Source organism: Snuella sedimenti (genome assembly GCF_016428595.1).
GTDB lineage: Bacteria > Bacteroidota > Bacteroidia > Flavobacteriales > Flavobacteriaceae > Snuella > Snuella sedimenti.
On the sequence record NZ_JAELVQ010000008.1, the window covers coordinates 110428 to 134637 of the forward strand.

20 protein-coding genes are annotated in these 24210 nt (G+C 34.5%); 10 read left to right on the forward strand and 10 right to left on the reverse strand.

Translation table 11 applies throughout. The features are described from left to right. Position 1 precedes the first annotated feature (1 nt). Together JF259_RS08250 and JF259_RS08255 are read right to left on the reverse strand one after the other, a co-directional pair. Positions 2-3178, reverse strand: a complete 3177-nt coding sequence (locus JF259_RS08250) for a SusC/RagA family TonB-linked outer membrane protein (protein ID WP_199114842.1) — start codon at positions 3176-3178, stop codon at positions 2-4. Between the two features lie 213 nt (positions 3179-3391). Continuing rightward, positions 3392-7498: a hybrid sensor histidine kinase/response regulator transcription factor gene (locus JF259_RS08255; protein ID WP_199114843.1), complete on the reverse strand. Its 4107-nt coding sequence runs from the start codon at positions 7496-7498 to the stop codon at positions 3392-3394. Between the two features lie 385 nt (positions 7499-7883). Between JF259_RS08255 and kduI the strand changes: the two genes are divergently transcribed. The 3 genes from kduI to JF259_RS08270 are packed head-to-tail and all read left to right on the forward strand — an operon-like array spanning position 7884 to position 10730. Continuing rightward, positions 7884-8726, forward strand: a complete 843-nt coding sequence (kduI, locus tag JF259_RS08260) for a 5-dehydro-4-deoxy-D-glucuronate isomerase (RefSeq protein ID WP_199114844.1) — start codon at positions 7884-7886, stop codon at positions 8724-8726. 19 nt (positions 8727-8745) lie between these two features. Then, the gene (locus JF259_RS08265) at positions 8746-9537 is read left to right on the forward strand and encodes a gluconate 5-dehydrogenase (protein ID WP_199114845.1); all 792 of its coding nucleotides are present in this window, start codon (positions 8746-8748) and stop codon (positions 9535-9537) included. Positions 9538-9557: 20 nt separating this feature from the next. Then, positions 9558-10730, forward strand: coding sequence for a DUF4861 family protein (locus JF259_RS08270; RefSeq protein ID WP_199114846.1), 1173 nt, complete (start codon positions 9558-9560; stop codon positions 10728-10730). 155 nt (positions 10731-10885) lie between these two features. Here the strand turns inward: JF259_RS08270 and JF259_RS08275 are convergent, their stop codons facing one another. From JF259_RS08275 to JF259_RS08310, 8 genes are all read right to left on the reverse strand, one after another. Next, positions 10886-12784, reverse strand: a complete 1899-nt coding sequence (locus JF259_RS08275) for a DUF4955 domain-containing protein (RefSeq protein ID WP_199114847.1) — start codon at positions 12782-12784, stop codon at positions 10886-10888. Between the two features lie 151 nt (positions 12785-12935). Further along, the gene (locus JF259_RS08280) at positions 12936-14168 is read right to left on the reverse strand and encodes a right-handed parallel beta-helix repeat-containing protein (protein WP_199114848.1); all 1233 of its coding nucleotides are present in this window, start codon (positions 14166-14168) and stop codon (positions 12936-12938) included. Between the two features lie 374 nt (positions 14169-14542). Continuing rightward, positions 14543-14824, reverse strand: a complete 282-nt coding sequence (locus tag JF259_RS08285) for a hypothetical protein (protein ID WP_199114849.1) — start codon at positions 14822-14824, stop codon at positions 14543-14545. 228 nt (positions 14825-15052) lie between these two features. Continuing rightward, on the reverse strand, positions 15053-15826 hold the full coding sequence (locus JF259_RS08290; RefSeq protein ID WP_199114850.1) for a hypothetical protein: 774 nt from the start codon (positions 15824-15826) through the stop codon (positions 15053-15055). 248 nt (positions 15827-16074) lie between these two features. Further along, positions 16075-16470 carry a rhodanese-like domain-containing protein gene (locus tag JF259_RS08295; protein ID WP_199114851.1) on the reverse strand — a complete coding sequence of 132 codons (396 nt, stop codon included), beginning with the start codon at positions 16468-16470 and terminating at the stop codon, positions 16075-16077. A 7-nt stretch (positions 16471-16477) separates the two neighbouring features. Further along, positions 16478-16795 carry a rhodanese-like domain-containing protein gene (locus tag JF259_RS08300; protein ID WP_199114852.1) on the reverse strand — a complete coding sequence of 106 codons (318 nt, stop codon included), beginning with the start codon at positions 16793-16795 and terminating at the stop codon, positions 16478-16480. 359 nt (positions 16796-17154) lie between these two features. Continuing rightward, a complete protein-coding gene (locus tag JF259_RS08305; RefSeq protein ID WP_199114853.1) occupies positions 17155-17766 on the reverse strand; it encodes a thioredoxin family protein in 612 nt (203 codons plus the stop codon). Between the two features lie 76 nt (positions 17767-17842). Continuing rightward, positions 17843-18388: a TlpA disulfide reductase family protein gene (locus tag JF259_RS08310; protein WP_199114854.1), complete on the reverse strand. Its 546-nt coding sequence runs from the start codon at positions 18386-18388 to the stop codon at positions 17843-17845. A gap of 167 nt (positions 18389-18555) precedes the next feature. Between JF259_RS08310 and JF259_RS08315 the strand changes: the two genes are divergently transcribed. The 7 genes from JF259_RS08315 to JF259_RS08345 all read left to right on the forward strand — a co-directional run bounded on the left by JF259_RS08315 (position 18556) and on the right by JF259_RS08345 (position 24170). After that, entirely contained in the window at positions 18556-19014 is a 459-nt protein-coding gene (locus JF259_RS08315) for a MarR family winged helix-turn-helix transcriptional regulator (RefSeq protein ID WP_199114855.1), read from the forward strand. 368 nt (positions 19015-19382) lie between these two features. Then, entirely contained in the window at positions 19383-20786 is a 1404-nt protein-coding gene (locus JF259_RS08320; RefSeq protein WP_199114856.1) for an anthranilate synthase component I family protein, read from the forward strand. A gap of 2 nt (positions 20787-20788) precedes the next feature. Continuing rightward, the gene (locus tag JF259_RS08325) at positions 20789-21355 is read left to right on the forward strand and encodes an anthranilate synthase component II (RefSeq protein ID WP_199114857.1); all 567 of its coding nucleotides are present in this window, start codon (positions 20789-20791) and stop codon (positions 21353-21355) included. A gap of 18 nt (positions 21356-21373) precedes the next feature. Then, the gene (locus tag JF259_RS08330) at positions 21374-21694 is read left to right on the forward strand and encodes a four helix bundle protein (RefSeq protein ID WP_233164172.1); all 321 of its coding nucleotides are present in this window, start codon (positions 21374-21376) and stop codon (positions 21692-21694) included. A gap of 59 nt (positions 21695-21753) precedes the next feature. Beyond that, positions 21754-22746, forward strand: a complete 993-nt coding sequence (trpD, locus tag JF259_RS08335) for an anthranilate phosphoribosyltransferase (protein WP_199114858.1) — start codon at positions 21754-21756, stop codon at positions 22744-22746. After that, entirely contained in the window at positions 22747-23532 is a 786-nt protein-coding gene (gene trpC, locus JF259_RS08340; RefSeq protein WP_199114859.1) for an indole-3-glycerol phosphate synthase TrpC, read from the forward strand. Then, the gene (locus tag JF259_RS08345; RefSeq protein ID WP_199114860.1) at positions 23529-24170 is read left to right on the forward strand and encodes a phosphoribosylanthranilate isomerase; all 642 of its coding nucleotides are present in this window, start codon (positions 23529-23531) and stop codon (positions 24168-24170) included. The genes trpC and JF259_RS08345 overlap by 4 nt, the downstream gene beginning before the upstream one ends. Positions 24171-24210: the final 40 nt, after the last annotated feature.

The following is a 24210-nucleotide window of genomic DNA, read 5'->3' on the forward strand; positions in this document are numbered from 1 at the left end:
TTTAAAATGTTACATTTAAACCAAAACTAAAGGTCTTATTTATTGGGTAAGAAGAGTAATCAACTCCCGGCATAATAGGGGATCTATTAACTGACACATCAGGATCGAAACCACTGTAGTTCGTCCACGTAATTAAATTTTGAGCTGCAAAATAAACAGACACCGAGTTTAAATTTAATTTCTCAACAACCTCCTTAGATAAATTATATGATAGGTTTATTGTTTTTAAACGGATATAAGAGCCATCTTCAACAACTCTGGAAGAGACATCTTCGAACCCGCGTCCTCCCGCTCTAAACATGGTTGTATTCTGATTGGTTGGTGTCCATCTGTTAGTTACTGTAGCATACTGGTTTTGTGCATAATATGCCATTTCTTCAAAGATCAATCTGTTAGCATTTAAAATATCGTTACCATAGGACCACTGAAAAAAGGCACTTAGTTCAAAACCTTTATAGGTAAATGTATTTCCAAAACCTCCAAAATGTTCTGGCAACCCATTTCCAATAACAGTTTTATCGTCTGCAGTAATGACACCATCACCATTTAAATCTTTATACTTTTCGTCTCCAGGTTGACGAACAGGCGATCCACCATCGTAGTCGGGCTGTCCCGGATTTAAAGTGTGGGTTGCATCATCAGGGTTATAATCAACAAAATCTTCTGGTTGGTAGACTCCATCTGAAAGGTAACCATACATATTCCCCAAAGGCTGGCCTTCTTCTACTATAAACTGATTAGAATTATATCTTTGGTAATATCTTGGATTTCCAAATATTGGCTTACCTTCTGGAAGTGACATAACCTTATTTTGGTTGAACGAGATATTAAAATCAGTCGTCCATTTAAAATTTTTGCTATCTACATTAATTGTACTTAACGAAAACTCCAGACCTCTGTTTCGTACCGTTCCACTGTTTTTCCATACAGTACTAATCCCTAGGGACGGTGGTGTATCGGCATTTATAAGCAAATCTCTTGTTGTCTTCTCGTAGACTTCTGCAGAAGCAGATATACGTCCATTAAACAAGCCCAGATCAACCCCTGCATTATATTGTTCTGTCGTTTCCCATTCAACATCGGGGTTAGCTCCTGCCGAGGTTGGTCTTTGACCAAGCACTTCTACTCCATTAATAAAATACGATGCCAGGTCGGAAGTAAACAAATCGAATCTAGCTTCTCCAGGGATTCTATCATTTCCTGTTTTACCATAGCCTGCTTTAAATTTTAATTGGGAAACAAATCCTAAATCCTTAATAAACTTTTCTTCTTCGGCTTTCCATGATGCTGCCAATGATGGGAAATACCCTATATTATGCCCTGGTGCAAATTTGGAAGAACCATCACGTCTTATAGATGCTGTTAACAAATATTTATCGTTAAAGCTATAATTAAATCTTCCCCAAAAGGATTCGATTCTTTCTTTCTCGCTCCCATTAATATCTTGAGTAGTAGAAAGTACTCCTTCGTCTAATGAATTGATCCCTTGACTTTCGGCATATTGCGGAATTTCCATAGCTCGTACAAGCGTTCTTGTTATCTCTTTGGAATTAACCGAATGCCCAATCAATACGTTTAAACTATGCTTATCAAATGACTTGTTGTATGTTAAGGTATTAATGTTGGATATCGTTTTAAAATTTTGATAATCCATACTACCATTAATTCCATTAATAGGATTGATTAATCGTCCATAGACCGTATTACTATTATTAAAAATTCCTGTTTTTCTAAAATCACCATTGTAGCTTCCCTTGGTTTCAAAAGTTAAATTTGGTGTAACTTTATACCGTAAAGCCAAGTTAGAGATAAATTGATTTGTTTCACGATTTCTGTATTCGTTCTTTAAAGATAATATAGGGTGCCAGTTAAAGATGTTATTTATATCAAACTCTTCTATATTAATCCCAAATAAAGGATTTGCATCTCCATAATCTTTAAATTTGTTTACTACATTTGGGTATGTTATTAGGTTTCTCATAAAGGAATAGGCAACATTCCCTTTTGTATCTAACCCTTGTAATTCGGTATTGGCATAAATTATGTTAAGTGTTGCTTCAATTTTATCGTTAATCTTATGCCTTAAGTTTAGTCTACCATTTATTTTTTTGTATTCCGATCTAAGTAAAGTTCCCTGATCATCTAAAAGGTTAAGTGATGCATTAAGTTTAGTCACGTCACTTCCACTACCAATTTTAAGCGTATGTGATTTAGTAAAAGCAGTCCTAAACGCATCGTCTTGCCAATTAGCTGAAGGCGAGTTTCTATAATCTTCAACAGTACCTACAACTGCGCCGTCGTCATTAACAAAAAACTTTGTTGCTGCTGAATTGGGGTTTATATCGTTAGCAAGTTTTACAGCCTCATATGCAGATAGCACCTCCAAAGTATTAGCCACATTTTTAACATCTACACGCGTTTCGTAAGTAACTTTTGTTTTTCCAATTTTTGATTGTCTGGTTGTAATAAGGAAAACGCCATTAGCACCTCGAGCTCCATAAATAGCAGTTGCCGATGCATCTTTTAAAATATCAATACTTTGAATATCTGAAGAATTTAAGATTCCAGGGTTAAAGTCTTCTACAATGAACCCATCAATTACATAAAGCGGTGAATTATCTCCATTAATTGTATTACCTCCTCGAATAGTTAATTCCATTCCTGCTCCCGGTTCACCACTACCAGAGCCAACTTGCACTCCTGTAACGCGTCCCGCCAATGCTTGATCGAAATTGGCTACTGGAGCCTCAATTAATTTATCCATTTTTACGGATGCTACCGAGCCCGTAAGGTCTTTTCTCCTTACCGAACCATATCCTATCACAACTGTTTCTTCTAACTGCTGAAGATCGGGCGTTAAACTTACATCAATGTTCGTTTGCGTTCCTACCACTACTTCTTGGGGTTTGTACCCTAAATAGCTAATCACTATTATAGAACTTGGAGTAACCTGGATTGTATATTGACCATCGAAATCGGTAGTGACCCCATTTTGCGTCCCTTTCTCAAGGATGTTTGCTCCTGGAAGCGGCATCCCTATCTCATCCGTTATGGTCCCCTTCACAGTTTTAACCTGTGCACTGGTAGACAAACCACATAACATCATAAATAATAATGCTATAATAATGGATTTACCACCTTTAGATTTTGCTGAAAACAGCTTCAACTGATTTTTCATCTTGGTAATTTTATTTAGTTAAGTTTTTTATTGAATTAATTCATAGGGTAAATGTACGATCCCTATTTCTCTACATAAGGGGGTATAGTGTCCAATTGACAGAGGGTTACTGTTCATTCTCCCCATAACACACTATATATAAGCGATGAAAGTATAATTAGGTTAGAATTAGATGAACTGAAGCGTTTTTTTATACTCTCTTTTACTGGAAAATTATTGAAGTGATCCAGTATTTCGATATTCGGAAGGAAGTACATTAAATAGTTTTTGAAACGATTTCCTAAAGTTTTTTAAATCATTAAACCCTAAATCAAAAGCAATTTCGGAAATGGTCATTTGGGTTTGCTTCATCAATTGGGCAGCGCGTTTCAATTTTATGGTCCTTATAAATTCTGAAATAGACTGACCTGTTAATGCTTTAAGTTTTCTGTACAATACAGAACGGCTCATTCCCATTTCATCAATAAACTCTGCTATTGTAAATTCTGAATTTGACAAATTTTGCTCTACGGTATCGATTGCCTTTTTTAAGAATAGTTCGTCTGCCGATGTAACGGTTACCTCTTTTGGCTGCAGAATAAGGTCTTTTTTAAACTTTTCTATAAGACGTTTTCTGGAGGCCAACAAATTAGCGACCCTAACCTCCAAAATATTAGAATCAAATGGTTTTGTAACATAGGCATCGGCTCCAAGATGATATCCTGAATGCTGTGATTCCTTAGATGTTTTCGCAGTTAATAGAATAACTGGGATATGACTTGTATTGATAGTCGTTTTAATTTCGTTGCACAATTCCATGCCGTCCATTACTGGCATCATAACATCACTAATTATCAAATCTATATCGTGCGTCTTAGCTATTTCAAGAGCATTCTTACCATTGGCAGCTTCAAAAATATTATAGGTGTTTAAAAAGATATTTTTAATAAATGCCCTTACCTCATCATTATCTTCTACAATCAATATAGAGGCAAGTGATGCATCAAATAAATTATTGTTTACTAGGGCTTCTTCTTTTAACTGGATGATCTCTTTATCGACATAAACAGATTTTTCAAGATTGAACAAACTATCTTCAACGGCATTCACATCATTTTCAACCATTTGATCTTTGCTCAAGTGTGCATTTCCAAGAGGTAATAGAACCGTAAAGCTTGTTCCTTTTTTCTCTTTGCTTTTAACATTAATGATACCTTGATGCAATTCGACCAAACTTTTAGTTAAAGCAAGGCCTATTCCTGTTCCAGAACGCTCACCTAATTGATAGAACCTATCAAATATAAATTTGACATTTTTTTTAGGGATGCCTTTCCCATTGTCTTTTACTTTTAATTTAACATATCCTTTTCCTGCCGTATCCTTATAGGTTGTTATTTTTAATGAAATTTCCCCATTATTTGGGGTAAACTTGAAAGCGTTAGATAATAAGTTAAAGATAACTTTCTTGAGTTTAGTACTATCAAACCAAACCTTAATATCCTCGCTGGAAGCACTAAACGTAAAATTAATATCCTTGGTATTTGCTAGCTCATCAAATGCTATTTTTATATTGTTTACAAACGGGACAATATTATTTTTTGAAGCAGATAGTTGTAGTTTCCCTGATTCGTTTTTTCTAAAATCCAATAATTGATTAATTAACTCCATCAATGTACTGGCGTTTCTGTACATAATTTCATGCTGTTTACGAACAAAAGCGTTTTTACTTTCCATTTTCAACAAACGCTCCAAAGGCCCAATAATAAGTGTTAGTGGCGTTCTAAAATCGTGTGAAACATTGGTAAACAGTTGAAGCTTCATCTTGTTTACTTCTTCAATACGCTCTTTTTCAAGGCGTTCTTGCTTTAATTCATTCCGCTCTTTTATCCTTAATAAACTATATTTTCGTATTTGCAGAATAATCCCTGTAATTATTAAGGTATAGATTAAATATGCCCACCATGTTCTCCAAGGTGCAGGAAGTATCGTCACCTTAATAGCATCTCCTTTTTCATTCCAAAGCCCATCATTGTTAGAGGCCTTGACTTTAAAAAGGTATGTGCCATCATCTAAGTTTGTATAGGTTGCCGATGTTTTATTTCCAATGTAATTCCAGTCTGCATCAAATCCCTCCAGTTTATAAGCATATTGATTTTTACTTGGTTGCGAATAACTTAACGCTACAAAATCAAAATTAAAAACATCTTGATTGTGTTTTAGCACCACTTCTTCTATGGCATCTGTAATGTTAAGATAAGGTTTATTATTTACCTGAATGGAAGTAATAGAAACTGGTGGAACAAAGGTATTTTCGTTAATAGCCTTTGGATTAAAAACATTAAACCCATTAGTCCCTCCAAATAATAGTTCTCCTTTCTTATTTTTTAAATAGGCTCCATAATTAAACTCCTTGCTTTGTAAACCATCAAGTTCATTAAAATTCTTAATTTGAAAGGATTGTAAATTAATTCTGCTTAACCCATGGTTGGTACTCAACCAAATATTGTTATCGTCATCTGGCACTATTCCATACACAATATTATTTGGCAAGCCTTGTGATGTTCCATAGTTAACAGCCTTCATTGTGGTCGTATTATAATGATACAGACCACCACCCTCGGTTCCTATCCATATATTGTTATCTTTATCTTCATAAGTACAAAGGACTGCCCTAGATGCATGTGAGGTCGTATTATCTCCTAGATAATCAATTGAAGATAACTTTTTAGTATGGATATTAATTTTAGCTAAGCCTTTGTTTCCTCCTATTAACAGCACGTCATTATCGGATGTTTTTGAAATGGTATAAATAATCTTACCTGTAATTTCTAAACTATCCTGGACTCTAGCAATCGACTTCGTTTTATAATCTAAAATATTAATCCCGCCGCCAGACGTTCCAATCCATATGTTATTCTGGTTATCCTCTAAGAGCGCAATAACCCTATTGTCGCTAATACTATTGCTATCCTTAGGGTTATTGACATATCTTTTAAACGCAAAAGGTTGTTTTTGGGGATTTAAAAAATTAAGACCTCCATCGTGTGTTCCGATCCAAAAATTTCCCTCATGGTCTTTTATCATAGCTTTTACATTATTAGTACTTAAGCTACTTGGGGAATCACTATTGGTAATGTATTTAAACCTACCTTTTCTTTTATTATACAAATTAATACCTCCTCCTTCGGTCCCTATCCATAAATTATCGTTAGTATCTTCAATAATGGAACTTACCACCTTATAATTTAATTTAGTATCATTTATCCCTGCAGAGAAATGTTTGAATAAATCATAATTTCTATCATAGTAATTTACTCCCCCCGCATAGGTTCCAATCCATATATCCCCTTTAGTATCTTCTGTAACATTATAAATTGAATTCTGACTTAAACTATAAGGGTTATTTTCATCATGAGTAAAATACGAAACAGCACTTTTTGATGGGTTTATAATATAAAGTCCTTTATAAGTTCCTACCCATAAATTCCCTAAATAATCTTCACAAATGCTCCGAACATCTACGGCTATTTTATTTTCATCTTTAGATTTTATTCTAAAAAACTCAAAAACATCCCTTTCTGTATTTAAGATCGCTAAACCATTTTTAAATCCAAGCCAAATATTTTTCTCTTTATCTTGATAAAGTGTAGAAACGTTATTCTTATTAAGTTCTACTGGTGAATTTTCGGGGTAAAGGTAGTGCTTAACAGTATTCGTATGGGTATTGTACACACCAATATTTTCTGTTGTTTTAATCCATAATGTATTGTCATTAGTTTTTAATAATGCTCTGGTAGGGTTAGTAAATAATAACGCATCAGTATCTGTATAATTATAGGGTACAAAATGGCCTTCTTTAATATTCATTTTTTTTAAGCCTGAGCTTGTTCCTATCCATAAATGCGTATCATCTGCCTCAACGATGCTCCAAATCTCATTATTTCCGGAAACATCTTCTTCAGTAAAATAATATCTTTGAAATGTATTGGATTCAGGAATGTATTTGTTTAATCCATCAATGGTCCCTATCCATAAATCGCCTTTTTCATCTTCATATATCGTTTTTATCAAACTATGACTTAAACTGGTCGTGTCTTGAGAATTATGCCTAAATATTGTAAACCCATTACCATCAAACTTATTTAAGCCATCTCTAGTACCAAACCACAGAAACCCTTTACTGTCCTGTAGAATGCAAAGCACAGAGCTCTGCGACAGCCCCTTATTTAACGAAATATGTTTAAATTTTATGTTCTTATTGTTACTTTCCTGCCCCTGACTAAAAACAGAACTGGTTACTAAAAACAAAAACAACCTTACTATGTATTTTCTTAAACTCATTAATTTGATGAATTCTGTGGTATTATTTTTTAATTCAATGTAACTGTTTGTTCAATAAGATACACATTCTTCTTTTTATATACTTAAAAAACTACTCTAGACAGCTTCCCTGTTTATTCAATTTATAAATACATTAAATTACAAAAAACATGTTTATTGATCTCAGTTTATCTTTCAAGAATAACGTCAATCCCTTAAAATTTCGAAACAACCAAGTCAGTACTAATCACAAGGTTATAAGCCTCTTTTTTTAAGGTTTGTATACAAAGGTAATCAAAAAAACAAAATACAATCGATTGTATTTTGTTTTTTTTTATTAACTTTACCCCATAATTTTAGACTTATACCATTAATATTCAACTAATAACACAATAAATTCATTACAATGAAAAGTAAATACCAAGTAAGATATGCAGCATCGCCCCAAGATGTAAAAACATACGATACAACAAGACTGAGAGATGAATTTTTAATACAAGATTTACTGGAGCCAGACGCAGTGAACTTAGTATACTCTCATTACGATAGATTTATTGCAGGTGGTATTGTACCTGTACAATCTTCAATAAAATTAGACACTATAGATCCTTTAAAGGCAGATTATTTTCTTGAAAGAAGAGAACTGGGAATAATAAATATTGGAGCAACAGGGACGGTAACAGTAGATGGTTCTTCCTTTGTTTTAGAACACAAAGAGGCTCTTTATATTGGGAAAGGAAACCGGGACATTATCTTTTCTAGTAAATCAAGCAGCACACCGGCTCAGTTTTACTTAAACTCAACACCGGCCCATAAAACCTATCCTAACAAAAAAATTGGCACTAACGATGTTGAAGTTATAGAACTAGGGGCTCCAGAAACAGCCAATGCAAGAACGTTAAGAAAATATATTGTTAATAGTGTTGTTGACGTGTGCCAATTGCAAATGGGAATGACCACTTTAAAGTCAGGTAGTTCATGGAACACCATGCCTGCACATGTACATGACAGGCGTATGGAGGTCTATTTCTACTTTGAAGTACCAGAAGACCAAGCCGTTTGTCATTTTATGGGGCAACCCCAAGAAACAAGACATATTTGGATTAACAACAAACAAGCTGTTATTTCTCCTCCTTGGTCCATCCATTCTGGATCTGGAACCAGTAGCTATACTTTTATTTGGGGTATGGCAGGTGAAAACTTAGATTATGGCGATATGGATCATTGTAAAATAAACGAATTAAAATAATTAATAAAATAAATAAATTATGTCAGTTAACTTATTTGATTTAACAGGAAAAATAGCTTTAGTAACTGGTGGCGTTCACGGATTGGGAATGGCTATGGCTAAAGGATTGGGTAATGCAGGAGCCACACTTGTAATAAACAATAACACAAGTGATACCTTAGAAAAAGCATTAGAAGAATATAAAGCTGAGGACCTTCATGCCCATGGTTATGTTTTTGATGTCACTGATGATACTGCGGTTGAAGAAGCCATTGCTAAAATTGAAGCCGAAGTGGGACCTATCGACATTCTAGTAAACAATGCAGGTATTATTAAGAGAACACCAATTGTTGAAATGGAAACCAAAGATTTTGAATTGGTAGTAAAAGTTGATTTGGTTGGCCCTTTCATAGTATCAAAATATGTTGCCAAAAATATGATTAAACGAGGTGGTGGAAAGATCATCAATATTTGTTCAATGATGAGTGAGCTTGGTAGGGATTCTGTTAGTGCCTATGCTGCTGCCAAGGGTGGTTTAAAAATGTTAACACGCAGTATGGCTACCGAGTGGGCTAAATACAATATCCAAACCAATGGCATTGGCCCTGGATACTTTGCCACAAGTCAAACAGCTCCCATTAGAGTAGATGGCCATCCTTTTAATGAATTCATTATTGGCAGAACACCAGCAGCACGTTGGGGAAATCCAGAAGATTTACAGGGCGCAGCCATATTTTTAAGTTCAAAAGCAAGTGATTTTGTTAATGGCCACGTAGTTTATGTTGATGGTGGTATCTTGGCTACAATAGGAAAGCCTTCTAACGAAAATTAAAATCTTTAACCTTTAGCATTATGAATACTGTTAAACATTCTTTTTATCTATTAGGCCTAATAACAATCTTTTCTTGCTCACAAAAAGCAAAGGAGCCTTCCATTTTAATAAAAAACACACTGGATGTTGCACGAACGTTTGAGACTGTAGAGTTAACAAAACAGTTTTTAAATATTGATGATTTGTCTGTTATTGGTATTCGTGATGTAGAAACCGGACAATTACAGGTTACGCAAACCGTTGATAACGATGGTGATGGTATTATGGATGACATATTATTTCAACCACAACTAGCTGCAAATTCTGAGAAAACCTATAATATTGTTAAGATAACAGCCTCCGAAAAACCCAAAGCCCCAGAACTATGCTATTCTAGGTTTGTTCCAGAACGTACCGATGATTATACCTGGGAGAACAACAAAGTTGCTTTTCGTGTTTTTGGACCTAAAGCACAGAAAATGGTGGAAGATAGTGTTCCAGGCGGTACACTATCTAGTGGTGTGGATGCTTGGTTAAAAAAAGTGGAGTATCCCATCATAAATAAATGGTATAAAAAGGAATTAGAAACTGAAGGCTCTTACCATGAAGACAACGGTGAAGGCTTAGACAATTTCCATGTTGGAGTGAGTCGTGGTGTAGGTGGTATTGCAACTAAAGTTGATACGACTTATTATTATTCCAAAAACTATGCTAAATGGCGTACCATTACCACTGGACCAATTAGAACCAGTTTTTATTTAGAATACGACAATTGGGATGCTGCTGGCAATACGGTAAAAGAATCTAAAATAATAAGTTTGGATTTGGGTTCAAATCTATCAAAATTCACGACAACTATTGAAGGGGTAAATCAAATAGCCGCTGGTTTAACTTTACACGAAAAAGATGGTGAAGTAACAGGCAACACCACTAATGGTTGGGTTAGCTATTGGCAGCCTCATGGTGATTCCGAGCTTGGAACAGCCATTGTAGCTCCTAAAAACACTTTTCTTGAATTTGAAAAGTACGATACAGTTACAAAAGATTTAAGTAACGCTTACGCCCATCTTAAGGTAGAAAACAACCAAGTAGTTTATTACGCTGGTTTTGGATGGAAAAAAAGCGGTCAGTTTAACAACAAGCAAGAGTGGGAAACGTATTTAAATGATTTTTCTAAACGAATAAACACCCCTTTGGAAGTTAGCCTCCGTTAAAACCTAATTTAAGTCAATTACCATTAAATGAAGTTCTTTAAGGAGGGCTTCATTTTTTTTGTAATGAAACTCGTTTAAACTGTTTTCTATATCCGTAATGTGTTATAATGCTAAAACCTTCCATACCCTATCGAATACATTGAAAGAGGTGAAAACTATTTTTTTATCAATTTATATGTTTCAATAGTATTGTCTCCAATCAATTTAAGGACATATACCCCAGGTGCGTTACAACTAGGTTGCATTTTAATACTACTTAATCCGTTTAAAGGCTGTGTTAGTATTTCCCTACCTGCGATATCAAAAAGTAACAGCTTATTAAATTGTCCCTCTAAATTATCAATCCTAATTTCTAATGAAAACGGATTTGGATAGACTTTTGTTTTTTTTACTTCAAAATCATTATTGGTGGTGCTTAAAACTTCGTTAAGCCAACTTGGAAGTTCCCCAAAGCGATAGGCTAATTGCGCCTCATACAGCGATTCTTCATCCACATGCGTTCCTGGCGATTCATTCTCTTGATATTGATTAACATCTGCAGACATGGCAAAGCCTTTTAAACCAGAAATTATAGGCATTAAAAACTTGGCATACTTAGTCTCCGAATTAGGCCGCCATGATTTCACATCCGAACTTTGATAGGATACACCTTCAAAATTCCAAAGCACCATATGCCTTAAATGATTGGGTAATGCACCTGTTGAACCACCCTGATTAAAAAAGAAACCACCTTTACAAACATCAAACAAATTTGCTCTGGGTTGACTGGCGTGAATCTCCATACCAGAATTGCCATTCTGTGGGTGCTCATTCCTCCAAAGCACATTTCCTATAGACAACGCATTGACACCACATCCATGCCAAACGCCAGATGTATGGTCTACATTCTTCCCTATAAAACAACCAGTTGCCGAATTTGTAGTTACAAAATTATGCCCCGGATTGCCCGTGTATGTATTGTTCAACGCTGTACAATAGGCAGAAAACTTGAACTGCGCCACCTGCGACATATCTGAAAATTCCACATTAGATATCCAACCATTTACAACATGATTGAACATAATACCGCTCCAACCAGATGAACTTAAATAGGCGTGAGGGCCACTTTTAGCTTCTCCAGAATACAATTCTTGAGGTGCTTGATGGTGTAAATGGTTCCAGATAAAACCACCTGTATATTTTAAATCCTGAATCCCTACTTCTTCAAGAACCTTGAAATTATTGATTTTCCAATTATAAGTAGCATCTATTGCCCTGTGAATGGGCTCTTTAAATGTAATAACATTGCCATTTTTACCAACAACTTTATGAACCTCTCTAACTTGAACGCCATCGTTTACTATTTTGAGGTTTTGAGGCGCGTAAAGATCGGCTGTTGTATATGGTGAAAGTTCTTCTGTTAATAAAGCTGATGATGTGTCTTTAATATACAATTCTACCCATTGCCCCTCAGAAATCCCAGAGGCGTTTGCTACCTCAACCGAGAAAGATTCCCTATCGGCATTTCCTATGACGTCCGTGATATAGTTATTTGCAGAGTCCTCACCATTCCAAAACAAAAATAGGTAAGGGCACAACCAATCTTTGGTTGCCATATCGGGATGTGTGGTATTGTCTTTTTGGTAGAGTTCAGTACCTCCAGAACCAGAACCGCTACCCTTTATTACAATGTTACTTTTTGAAACACGTATCACCTGCGTTGGATCATCTACACTAGCATCATTTACCACAAAACGTCCCGGTGGAAAAAATACAACACCACCATTTGGATTTGCTTCTGCAGCAGCTATAGCTGCCATTATTGCATCTTTATCTGAATTGCCATCATTGGCTACAGCTCCGTAGAGCGCATCTGTCACATCATAAACTTGTTGGGAAAATGATGTAGGCAGTTCAACTTCTCCATTATGGTATCCCACATAGCTAAACGTTGGTAAAATGGGCTCGGTATTATTAACTTGGGCATCAACCCAATTTTGATACAATGTACTTGGGTTCTGAGCTATAGACCAAAACCCAAGTAAAACAACCAAGTAAAAAAACAAACGCTTCATATTATTGACACTTTTTATTACTTGAAACAAATTAATTCTAATTTGTAACTTTTAAGGAGGGGGTAGTATGCCATTCTTAGGGGTATTTTGGATAAATCAGAAATAAACCAACAACAATTGACAATAACTACTTGTTATTCCCTACTAAAGATTAATAATTTCCTGAATTAGCAATACCCGCAGGCAATGTTATTGCACCAACATCATTATTAAATACACCTCCACCGTTGGCATTAAAATTTGAAGCATCCACTGGAGTGCCAATTTTAATCCTACCATTAGGAAGGTCGTTGTTATTTATTTTTATAGAATATTCGTAAAATGTTGGATCATTGGTATTTCTCCAGTAACCAATACCGTGATATATATCATTATCTGCACTTGCAACATTGATGGTGTTATTTTCAACAACAACATGCTTCAAAAAAGGATTTGCAGCGTTATTACTGTATACATATAAAAGAACACCTGATGTGTTCATGGTATTTCCAGTAATAGTCAAGTTCTGACCATTACGAGCTTTAATCGCTCCTCCCGATGAATTTGCAGGCCAACCAGAAATTGTATTTCCAACAATACTTAATCCATCAAAACTATGCGCATAAATCCCATGATCTGTTTCACTTGTATTGACCCACGCAACATTCCTTATTATGGTATTACCACTTATTGTAGTTCCATCACTGTTATCGTTAATAGCTGTAACAAAATACCCTGTGTCACCTCCATTTCCAAATGTATTATTAGAGATATCGGTACCTGTATTGCCTACCGAATATATCCCCCTTCCGCTATTACCATTTCTTCTTTTAAAAACGCAGCCCCTAACCTGCATATTACTGCAATTATTTAATTGAAGGTAAGCATCTGCTGTATACCCCTTATCTGTTCCAGATTTTCTCACTCCATAGTCGAAGATACAATAACGGAACTTGGTGTTACTGGCATTTTGGATGTTAAACCTTATGTTACGAAACTGAATACCAAAAATATCTATATCACTGGTATTTGAAGTGTAATACTGCTGAAGCATTTGTGATGACGAAGTAGCCTGCGCATCAAATATTGGTGTAGTTGAACTCTGTTTTCTTATAAAAATACCGTCTTTTAGATGGAGCTGACCACTAATTATATAAGTACCTGTTTCCACAACAACCGTATCGCCACTAACCGTTTGATCCAGCACAGCATTAATATCAGAAAAAGTCATACCATTAGTAATTGTATAGGTTTGTGTACTTAACTTCGAAGGTTTCCCTTTACTTAAAATGATTTCTTGGTTCTTTTGTTTTTGATCCTCTAATGACATTGGCTCAGAGTCACAGGAACAAATCATGATAAATCCTAAAAATACAATTGGAGCAAAAAAATTAAAATGTTTCATAATACATCGATTTTATGTTAGTTAATTTCATTTCTCAATTTACTTTCTTTGAAAGAAAACTTAGGAACTATAACTAATCAAATAAGAGGGGGTTACAGACCAAAATGCAATACAAAATGAACATATAAAAGGACTAACAAATTAGGGGTCTTTATTTGTTAGCTAATAGAAGTTTCTAAATATACTACTATGAAAGCCCATAATGGGCATTTGGCAAGTAATGGCCAATACCAACCATATAATTAAATTACTAATCACAGGTCAGTACAAAAATTTAAATAAATGAAACGAACATTATAAAATTATAACATTCAATAATAAGCTATATTAGAATGTACCAATAGACTGTTTGTAAAATACAAATGCCAACTAAATTAGTTGGCATTTTGACCGTTTAAGCGCGCTTCTTTCATTTGCCTTAGACGCATTAACTCCTGTTTAATTTCTTGGCTTCTCGCTTTAATCTTATCAAACTTTTCTTGCCGCATAAGCTGTCTTCGTGCTTTTTCTTCTCTACGTAAAGCTTCATCACGCAATTGTTCTCTTTTTTGCTTAGATTCTTTTCGCTTTTCTAAAATCACAAAAATATAAGCATATGTATACATACTAAGAAAAAGCAAGGCTACAATTGACAATATAACATATCCATTCATCATAGTACCGTATTTTAAATAAATTATACAAATAACATTTAGCGATATTTGGAAAACAGTCACTAATAAAGTTCTCTTCTTAAATTTAAGAAAAAAAGATGATATCCTTGAAAACAAAAAGTTAAAGTGCTCAAAAAGAAGATAAACGTTATAATAAATAAATTCCCCTGTCATGTTAAACATGACAGGGGAATTTATTATGTAGGTAAATGAGCCTAAAAACCAAAATATTTAACGCCCACTTAAGTAAGCGTTGTATACCCATATTTCATCCCAGGAATTAGTAAGTACCTGATCAGATAAATCCAAAAAAGCGTCCCAAGTACCCTCTCCATGAACTTTTAAAAAGGTTTCCTTAAAATCATTGTCTTCATCAAACTCGGCCCACTCTTTAAAAAAACCTACAGTGGCTATATGCCTTCCTAAGTCGCCTTGCCTAAACTCATTATAGTATACCCCCCAAGGGTTTATACCTTCCATAGCTTTTACTGTTTCACTTATTTGCTTGTAAAATGCCTTTACAGAAGAAATACTTACTCCTTTTGCAATTTCTGAATACCTAACAAAGAGAATTGGATATTTAGCACTGTCGCCATCCAACATACTTGTATTGGACAGCTCATCATCCTGTTTCCAATATTCTATGGTATGTACTTTTTTAATATATGGCATGACATTATCACGCCAATCATCATCATGGGTACCTTTGCCGGGTCGTGAGTCGTTATGAGAAAACTTCATTGGTCCCATTTCCCATATAATACTTCCCGCATTAGGACCTGTACTTATATTGTATACAGTGGCCTTATATGCTCCTTCTTTATGAAAAGCAGTATTATGTTTTCTCATATGTTCTCCCAAAACTTTTAGTTTTGAATTATCTGGGGTAAGCATCACAGTTTCCCACATTTTGTAATCCTCAGAATTGTCTTGTGCTGTAACCGTTACAATGGCTCCAAACATAAGTGAAACCATAATTGTAGCTGAAATTAATTTTTTAATCATAATTAAAATTATTAGTTAGTTAATCCACACAGCCCTTGCATGGTTTGCTATTAACAGAGTTTAAGGAGAATTTTAATTATATAATAAATGATTGAAACAATTTAATCATTTAAGATGAAGGCTCATCATTTGGAGTATCTCAAATATACACAAATAAATATATTATCCGAAAATTAACACATTAAAGCTGTATTTATTAGATAAACGGTTTTTAATAAAAAAGCGCCTTGTTGCGGCGCTTTTAATTATTATTCTGTTACTGTCTTGTACCCTTTATCTTTCCATTTAATCAGTCCACCCTTTAACATATAGAGCTTTGTAAAACCTGCGTCCCTAAAGTTTTTAATACTTTTAGTACTGCGTTTACCAGAACGGCAATAAACAATTGTGGGCACTTCTTTTTCTAAGGTTTTAATAGCCTCATTGAATGCATTTGATTTAAAATCAAAATTTTTGGCATTTTGAATATGCTCACTATCAAATTCTTCGGGTGTTCTTACATCTATTAGCAGAATATTATTAGTTTGTAAAAGCGTATGTGCTTCTTTAGGTGAAATAACCTGGGCACCTTCAACCTTAGCATCCTTACACCCCATTATAGCTGTAATGCACAGTACAAATAATAACACCTTTGCTCTTCTCATAATTACTTTAATCCATGTCTACAAGGTCTCCCTCCCATTCCAGAATACCTCCTAATAAATTATAGGCATTTTCAAAACCTAACTCTTCCATAATATTGCAAGCTTGCCCACTTCTATTGCCCGATCTACAATACACATAATAGTTTTTACTTTTATCCAGTGCATCTATTTCATCTATAAAAGCTTGTCCTTTATATATATCTATATGAATAGCATTAGGTATAATACCTTCGGCAACTTCGTCGTCTGTCCGAACATCCAATATTACGGCATTAGCATCATTCTCTAATTGTGACAACCATTCTTCTTGTGTTAAATCTTCCATACTTTGTATTAATTAATCAAGGATTCGACACAAAATTAACACATCTAAATTTATTTTAAGCGAAAAAAATATAAGAGACTGTTTAAAATTTGTTTTTGAAATTAGTTATAGGTCATTTTTTTCTATTAAGGCATTAAAACCAGAGTTTAGCAGCGCTGAATGAAGATTTTCATAACGAAAAGTGACGGAAAAAGGGACACAACAAAACCGAAAAATAAAATTTAAACAGTCTCTAAGTATTGATTTCTTTCTTTTAAATAGTAAATCCCTTTGTACATATCCATAAGACATTGATAGGAAAACATTCTAATTTCGAGATACGCTTCTCGGAATGGTTAAACTTCTATTATCGAGCAAAACTACCTAATTGTGCAACCTATAGCCTTTGTTTCAGTATTCGTAATCTTCGCTCCTTTTAATAGCGCATTTACTGCATCTTCAACGTATCTTGTCTTAACGGCATTAGCATCTTTATAATTATCGTCAATAGCGCCAATATACTTTACAACAGGTACATTCTTTTCTTTTTGCAATACAAAAACATGCGGTGTTTTAGTAGCACCAAACTTAGGATATACTGTTTGCCCTTCATCCATTAAATAAGGGAATGTAAATCCTTTTTTCTTTGCTCTCTCTTGCATCGCCTTAAAACTATCTCCCGGTTTTATCTGAGGATTATTAGGCATAATAGCAATTACTGGATACCCTTTCCCTACATAGATTTCATTGAGTTGATTGATTCTATCCTCGTACGCAACAGCATACGGACACGTATTGCACGTAAAAATTACAATGTACCCCTTAGCGTCCTTATAATCTGCCAACGACACCTTTTCGCCATTAATATTCTTAAGCGAAAAATCGTCTACAACATCGCCTATTTTATAGCCTTCGTTAACAACATTGTAAGTAAATGAGCTCATACAAACAATTAGTATCATTACTAAAATTAATTTAATAGCTGTTTTCATCTGTTTCTATTTTATTGATTAACTAATATTAAATTGATTACAAAATTAAGGGCATGCTCAAGCAACCAAACTCTCATTATTTCAAAAACAAGGCAACCTCGTTTTCTAATTCTTCATAAGTAAAGGATTTTTCAAAAAACTTACGCTTATCATTTCTATAAATAACGGTTGCCGGAATGGCACCAGACCAAGCTTCATTCACTTGGGGTATCCATGAATTCATATCGGCATCATCCAATGCAACCACTTTCGACTTAATCTTACGATCTTTTATAAACGGTTTCAATTTTGAATCATACAAATGCGGAAAATCCAAGCTCACTAAAATAACCTTAACATTTTTACCGGCATACTCCCTGTTAAGTTTTTCAAAATAGAGCAATTCCTTTACGCAAGGCCTACACCAAGTAGCCCAAAAATTAATGACATAAATGGCATCATCCTTTTTATTTAATAAAGGTTTAAGTCCATTAAAATCAAAAACATCCAACTTAATACTATCTAAATTGGTTTTCGACTGTTCCAATACAGTTAGCTCGTTGGATGCAAATTGCACTTTACTATTTTTACCAATACAAGCCGTTAATACGGCTACCAAACCAATTACAGCATACTTTCTCATTTTTAGCTCTTTAAACATACATTTTCCAAAAACAATTTTTTATTAAAATACAATTACTGCAATAAATTTACATAATAATTGTCTGACTCATAAACCTTTAACAAATTATAACCCAATAATTAGCATATTACCAATTATTCTTTATACATTTGTATATACAACAGTTAATGATCTTGGCAAAGATAGAAGACATATTAAAAGCTAAAAATCTTTCCTTATCAAAAACTGCCATTGTAAATTTATTATATACTTATGGACATATTAGCCAAAAGTTAAACAATGCTCTTAAACCTTATGATATCTCTTTACAACAGTTTAATGTACTAAGGATATTACGTGGACAAAACAAAAATCCAATGTCCTTAGAAATGGTTCAAGAACGTATGATTAACAAAATGAGCAATACAACTAGGTTGATTGACAAACTAGTTAAAAAAGAATACGTCGAAAAAAGTAAGAATAAAACAAATAGAAGAAAAGTAAATATTGTTATTACTCAAAAGGGATTAGAGTTACTTAGTCAAGTTGATATATTAATTGACAATAGAGAAAGTAGTATTTTACAAAGTTTGTCGCAAGACGAAACAAAAGAATTTATTAGACTATTAGGAAAGATACACGGTTAATAGCAAACTAATTCTCTTTATTACCCTAATGGTCACAAAGAGGCTGTCTAAAAAGGCAGTCTCTTTTATTTTAAAAAAATCCTGCCAAAGTATTGTATAATTATATTTTCATTTCTATATTTGGCACATCAATAGATTAAAAATGAACACAGTTTTAAATAATACTTGGTGGTGGTGCTTTCGAAACTTAACTTCGTGAAGTAGAACCTCGTATATTTAAAATTTAAAAATATTCAAAAGGCTTGTCATTCACGACGAGCCTTTTTCATTTACAGTATTTAGAAAGATGAAACATTTAAATTCAAAATTAATTACCTATAAAATTCATATGCATGTTGTATGTAACAACTAAAAACCAATAATGAAACATGAAAACATTCAGCTTACATACCCATTACAAAAAAATCCTTGCAGATACCATTACACCTGTAAGTATCTATCTAAAAATAAGGGATAAATTTCCAAACAGCATCTTATTGGAAAGTAGCGACTACCATGCAAACGACAATAGTTTCTCTTATATTTGCTTTAATCCCATAGCCTCCATTAAAGTTGAAAACGAAATCGTTACCCAAAGCTTTCCCGATGGCAGCACTACCAGTAAGCAAATAACAGGAACCACAAATATTACGGAAGAAATCCATCAGTTTACCAAACGTTTCGAGGTAAGCTCAGAAACAAATTTCAAATTTATAAATAATGGCATTTTTGGTTATATCGCTTACGATGCAGTAAGGTATTTTGAGGATATTGCTATCTCGAAAAAGAAGAATTCGGTCGAAATTCCAGATATTTACTATGCTGTTTATCAAAACATAATAGCAATTAATCACTTTAAAAATGAAGCTTACATATTTGCGCACTGTCACAATTCAGAAAGCAATATCGACGATATTAATCACTTAATAGACGCAAAGAATTTCGCTTCTTATAACTTTTCTTCAAGCGGTGATATTACTTCAAACCTAACCGACGAAGAATACAAAGAACATGTTGTTTTAGCCAAAAAGCACTGTGCCCGAGGCGATGTGTTCCAGTTGGTTTTATCGAAAAACTTCTCCCAGCAGTTTAAAGGTGACGAATTTAACGTATATCGTGCCCTAAGAAGTATAAACCCATCACCCTATCTTTTTTACTTCGATTACGGTAACTTTAAAATTTTTGGAAGCTCACCAGAAGCACAGCTGATAGTTAGTAATGGCAAGGCCGAAATACACCCTATTGCTGGTACTTTTAAGCGTACAGGAAACGACACCAAAGACGCCGAACTAGCACAACAACTAACTTTAGATGATAAAGAAAATGCCGAACACGTCATGCTGGTAGATCTTGCTAGAAACGACCTAAGCCGCAACGGTAGCCAAGTAACCGTAGACACCTATCGTGAAGTTCAATTTTTCTCGCACGTTATCCACTTAGTAAGTAAGGTTACCGGACAAAAGCATAAAGAAGCTTCTACAATGCAAGTAGTAGCAGACACCTTTCCAGCAGGCACTTTAAGTGGCGCACCTAAGCATAAAGCTATGCAGCTTATAGAACAATACGAAAAAACAAGCCGTTCGTTTTATGGTGGCGCCATTGGATTTATGGATTTTGAAGGCAACTTTAACCACGCTATTATGATTCGAACTTTTTTAAGTAAAAACCATAAACTACATTGGCAAGCTGGTGCCGGACTGGTATCCAAATCGAACCCAGACCACGAATTACAGGAAGTATACAATAAATTAGGAGCACTAACAAAAGCTATTGAATTAGCCGAAAATATTTAAAAATGACACGTGTATTAGTTATAGATAATTACGACAGTTTTACATACAATCTTGTACATTACTTGGAAGATTTAAACTGCGATGTAACCGTTGTTAGAAATGACAAGTTAACATTAGAAGATGTTGAACCTTTTCATAAAATCGTTTTGTCCCCCGGCCCTGGTATTCCAGATGAAGCAGGTTTATTAAAACCTATTATTGAAAGATACGCACCAACTAAAAGTATATTGGGCGTTTGCTTAGGACAGCAAGCAATCGGTGAAGTTTTTGGCGGTTCCTTAGTAAACCTAGATGAGGTATACCATGGGGTAGCTACCAAAGTTACTATTTGTGTTGATGACGAACCACTCTTTAAAGGACTAAACAAAACCATTGAAGTTGGGCGCTACCATTCGTGGGTTGTCAATACAAATTTACCAGATAGTTTAGAAGCTACTTCGTTTGACGAGAACGGACAGATCATGTCATTACGACACAAAGTTTACGATGTTAAAGGCGTACAATACCATCCCGAATCGGTGTTAACACCAAATGGCAAGGAAATACTCAAAAACTGGGTTGAAGATTAAGACTTTTGACATTATAAAATGAACAACTTTAGCGAATTAAAAGTTTGGCAGAAATCAATGACTTTAGTTGAAAATTTTTATCAACTAACTTCTACATTTCCTAAAGAAGATAAATTTGGGCTAAAAAATCAAATCCAAAAATCTGTTGTATCAATTCCTTCAAATATAGCTGAAGGAGCTGGACGAAATTCAAACAAAGAGTTCAAAAACTTTTTAGGAATAGCTAATGGTTCAATAAACGAATTAATAACGCAATTAAAAATATCTGCTAGAATAGGTTATGTTTCAGAAAATGAATTAGAAGGCATTTTTGGACATTTAACGGAAATCAAAAAATGACTTATACATTAATTAAGAAATTCTCTAACATCTAACCGCTATCATCTAGTATCTATATCATGAAACAACTACTTAACAGACTTATAAATCACGAAAACATTTCCAGCGAAGAAGCCAAACACGTATTGGTTAATATCTCCAATGGGATGTACAACCAAAGCCAGATCGCTTCATTCTTAACTATTTTTATGATGCGCAGCATTACGCTCGATGAGTTAAGAGGCTTTAGGGATGCCTTACTTGAACTCTGTATTGCTATTGACCTGAAAGATTTTAATGCTATCGATCTATGTGGTACAGGAGGAGACGGTAAAGATACCTTCAACATTTCTACCTTGGCTTCTTTTGTTACAGCAGGAGCCGGTGTAAATGTTGCCAAACATGGTAATTATGGTGTATCCTCGGCTTGCGGATCGTCCAATGTAATGGAACATCTAGGTATTAAATTTTCAAATGACGAAGATTTTTTAAAACACTGTATCGATAAAGCTGGTATTTGTGTTTTACATGCACCTTTATTTCATCCAGCAATGAAAAACGTTGCCCCAATACGCCGTGAACTAGGAGTGAAAACCTTTTTTAATATGCTGGGGCCTATGGTAAACCCTTCATTCCCTAAAAACCAAATGGTAGGTGTTTTCAATTTAGAATTATTAAGACTATACGGCTACTTATACCAAAACACAGATAAAAACTACAGCATTGTACATGCTTTAGATGGCTATGATGAAATATCATTGACCGGTAAAACCAAAGTGATTTCCAATAATTCTGAAACCATGTTTTCCCCTGAAGACATAGCCCTTTCCCAAATTAACCAAGAAGCAATTTTTGGGGGTAGTACCGTTGAAGAAGCCGCTAAGATTTTTATAAATGTTATACAAGGAAAAGGTACCGAAGCACAAAATAATGTGGTTTGTGCCAATGCAGGTTTAGCTATCGCAACGACAAAACAAATTGATCATAAACAAGGAATCGAACTTGCAAAAGAATCGTTACTATCTGGAAAAGCAAAAGCAAGTTTAGACACCTTAATAGAGTTAAGTAAGTAAATGAACATATTAGATAAAATAACTGCCGATAAACGTAACGAGGTTAACCTTCGAAAAAGTTTAATACCACACAAACAATTAGAACAATCCGTTTTATTTGAAAGAACGACTATTTCACTTGCTAACAATTTACGTAACAGCAAATCAGGCATCATTGCCGAACACAAACGACGTTCGCCCTCTAAAGCGATCATTAACCAAAGCTTAAATGTTCAAGACGTTGCCAAAGGGTACGAAAACGCAGGCGTTTGTGGCATGTCCGTTTTAACAGATGGCAAATACTTTGGTGGTGCACTAGACGATCTATTAATAGCACGTGCTAGCTGCAATCTCCCTTTGCTTCGCAAAGAATTCATTATTGATGAATACCAACTACTAGAAGCGAAAGCTTATGGTGCCGATGTTATTTTATTAATTGCCGCAATACTAACACGAGATGAAATTAAGAAACTTTCTCAATTCGCAAAACGGTTAAATTTAGATGTGTTATTAGAAGTCCACAACGAAGAAGAGTTACAAAAATCGATTATGCCCAGCTTAGACATGCTTGGTGTTAATAATAGAAACCTTAAGACTTTTGATGTTAGTTTGGAAACCAGTAAAACATTAAGCGCTTTAATCCCCGATGACTTTGTTAAAGTATCCGAAAGTGGCATTAGTAATATTGAAGCCATTAAAACCTTACAACCATACGGATATCAAGGATTTTTGATTGGAGAGAATTTTATGAAAACTGACAATCCAGGTGAAAGTGCCTCCCAGTTCATTAAAAAATTAGAGCAATGAAACTGAAAGTTTGCGGAATGAAATACCAAGATAATATCGATCAAGTTGCTGCACTGCGACCTGACTATCTTGGGTTTATTTTTTATGAGAAGTCTACACGGTATTTTAATGCTGATTCACCCCAAGTACCAAATACCATTAAGAAAACAGGTGTTTTTGTTGACGCTGATTTAGATGTGGTCACCAACAACGTAAAAACACACCAATTGCAAGCTATACAGCTTCACGGTAAAGAATCGCCTGAGTATTGCGAACAGTTATACCGTTCCAAATTTGATTCAACATCACATCCAATAGAAATTATAAAAGTGTTTTCAATAAAAGATGACTTCAATTTTGAAGTTTTAAAACCTTACGAAGCCGTATGCGACTACTTTTTATTCGACACCAAAGGCAAACTACCTGGCGGTAATGGCTACACCTTCGATTGGAACGTGTTAAACAACTATCCCTCAACAAAGCCATTCTTCTTAAGTGGAGGCATTGGATTAGAGGAAATAGAGAAACTGCAAAGCTTCATGACAAGCAAAGCTTCAAAATATTGCTATGCTATCGATGTAAACAGTAAATTTGAAATAGAACCCGGATTAAAAAATATAGAACTATTAAAACAATTTAAAAAATCATGTCATTTCTAGTGATCTTGTGAAATAAAATTGTGCCGAGAAGTCCAAAAGA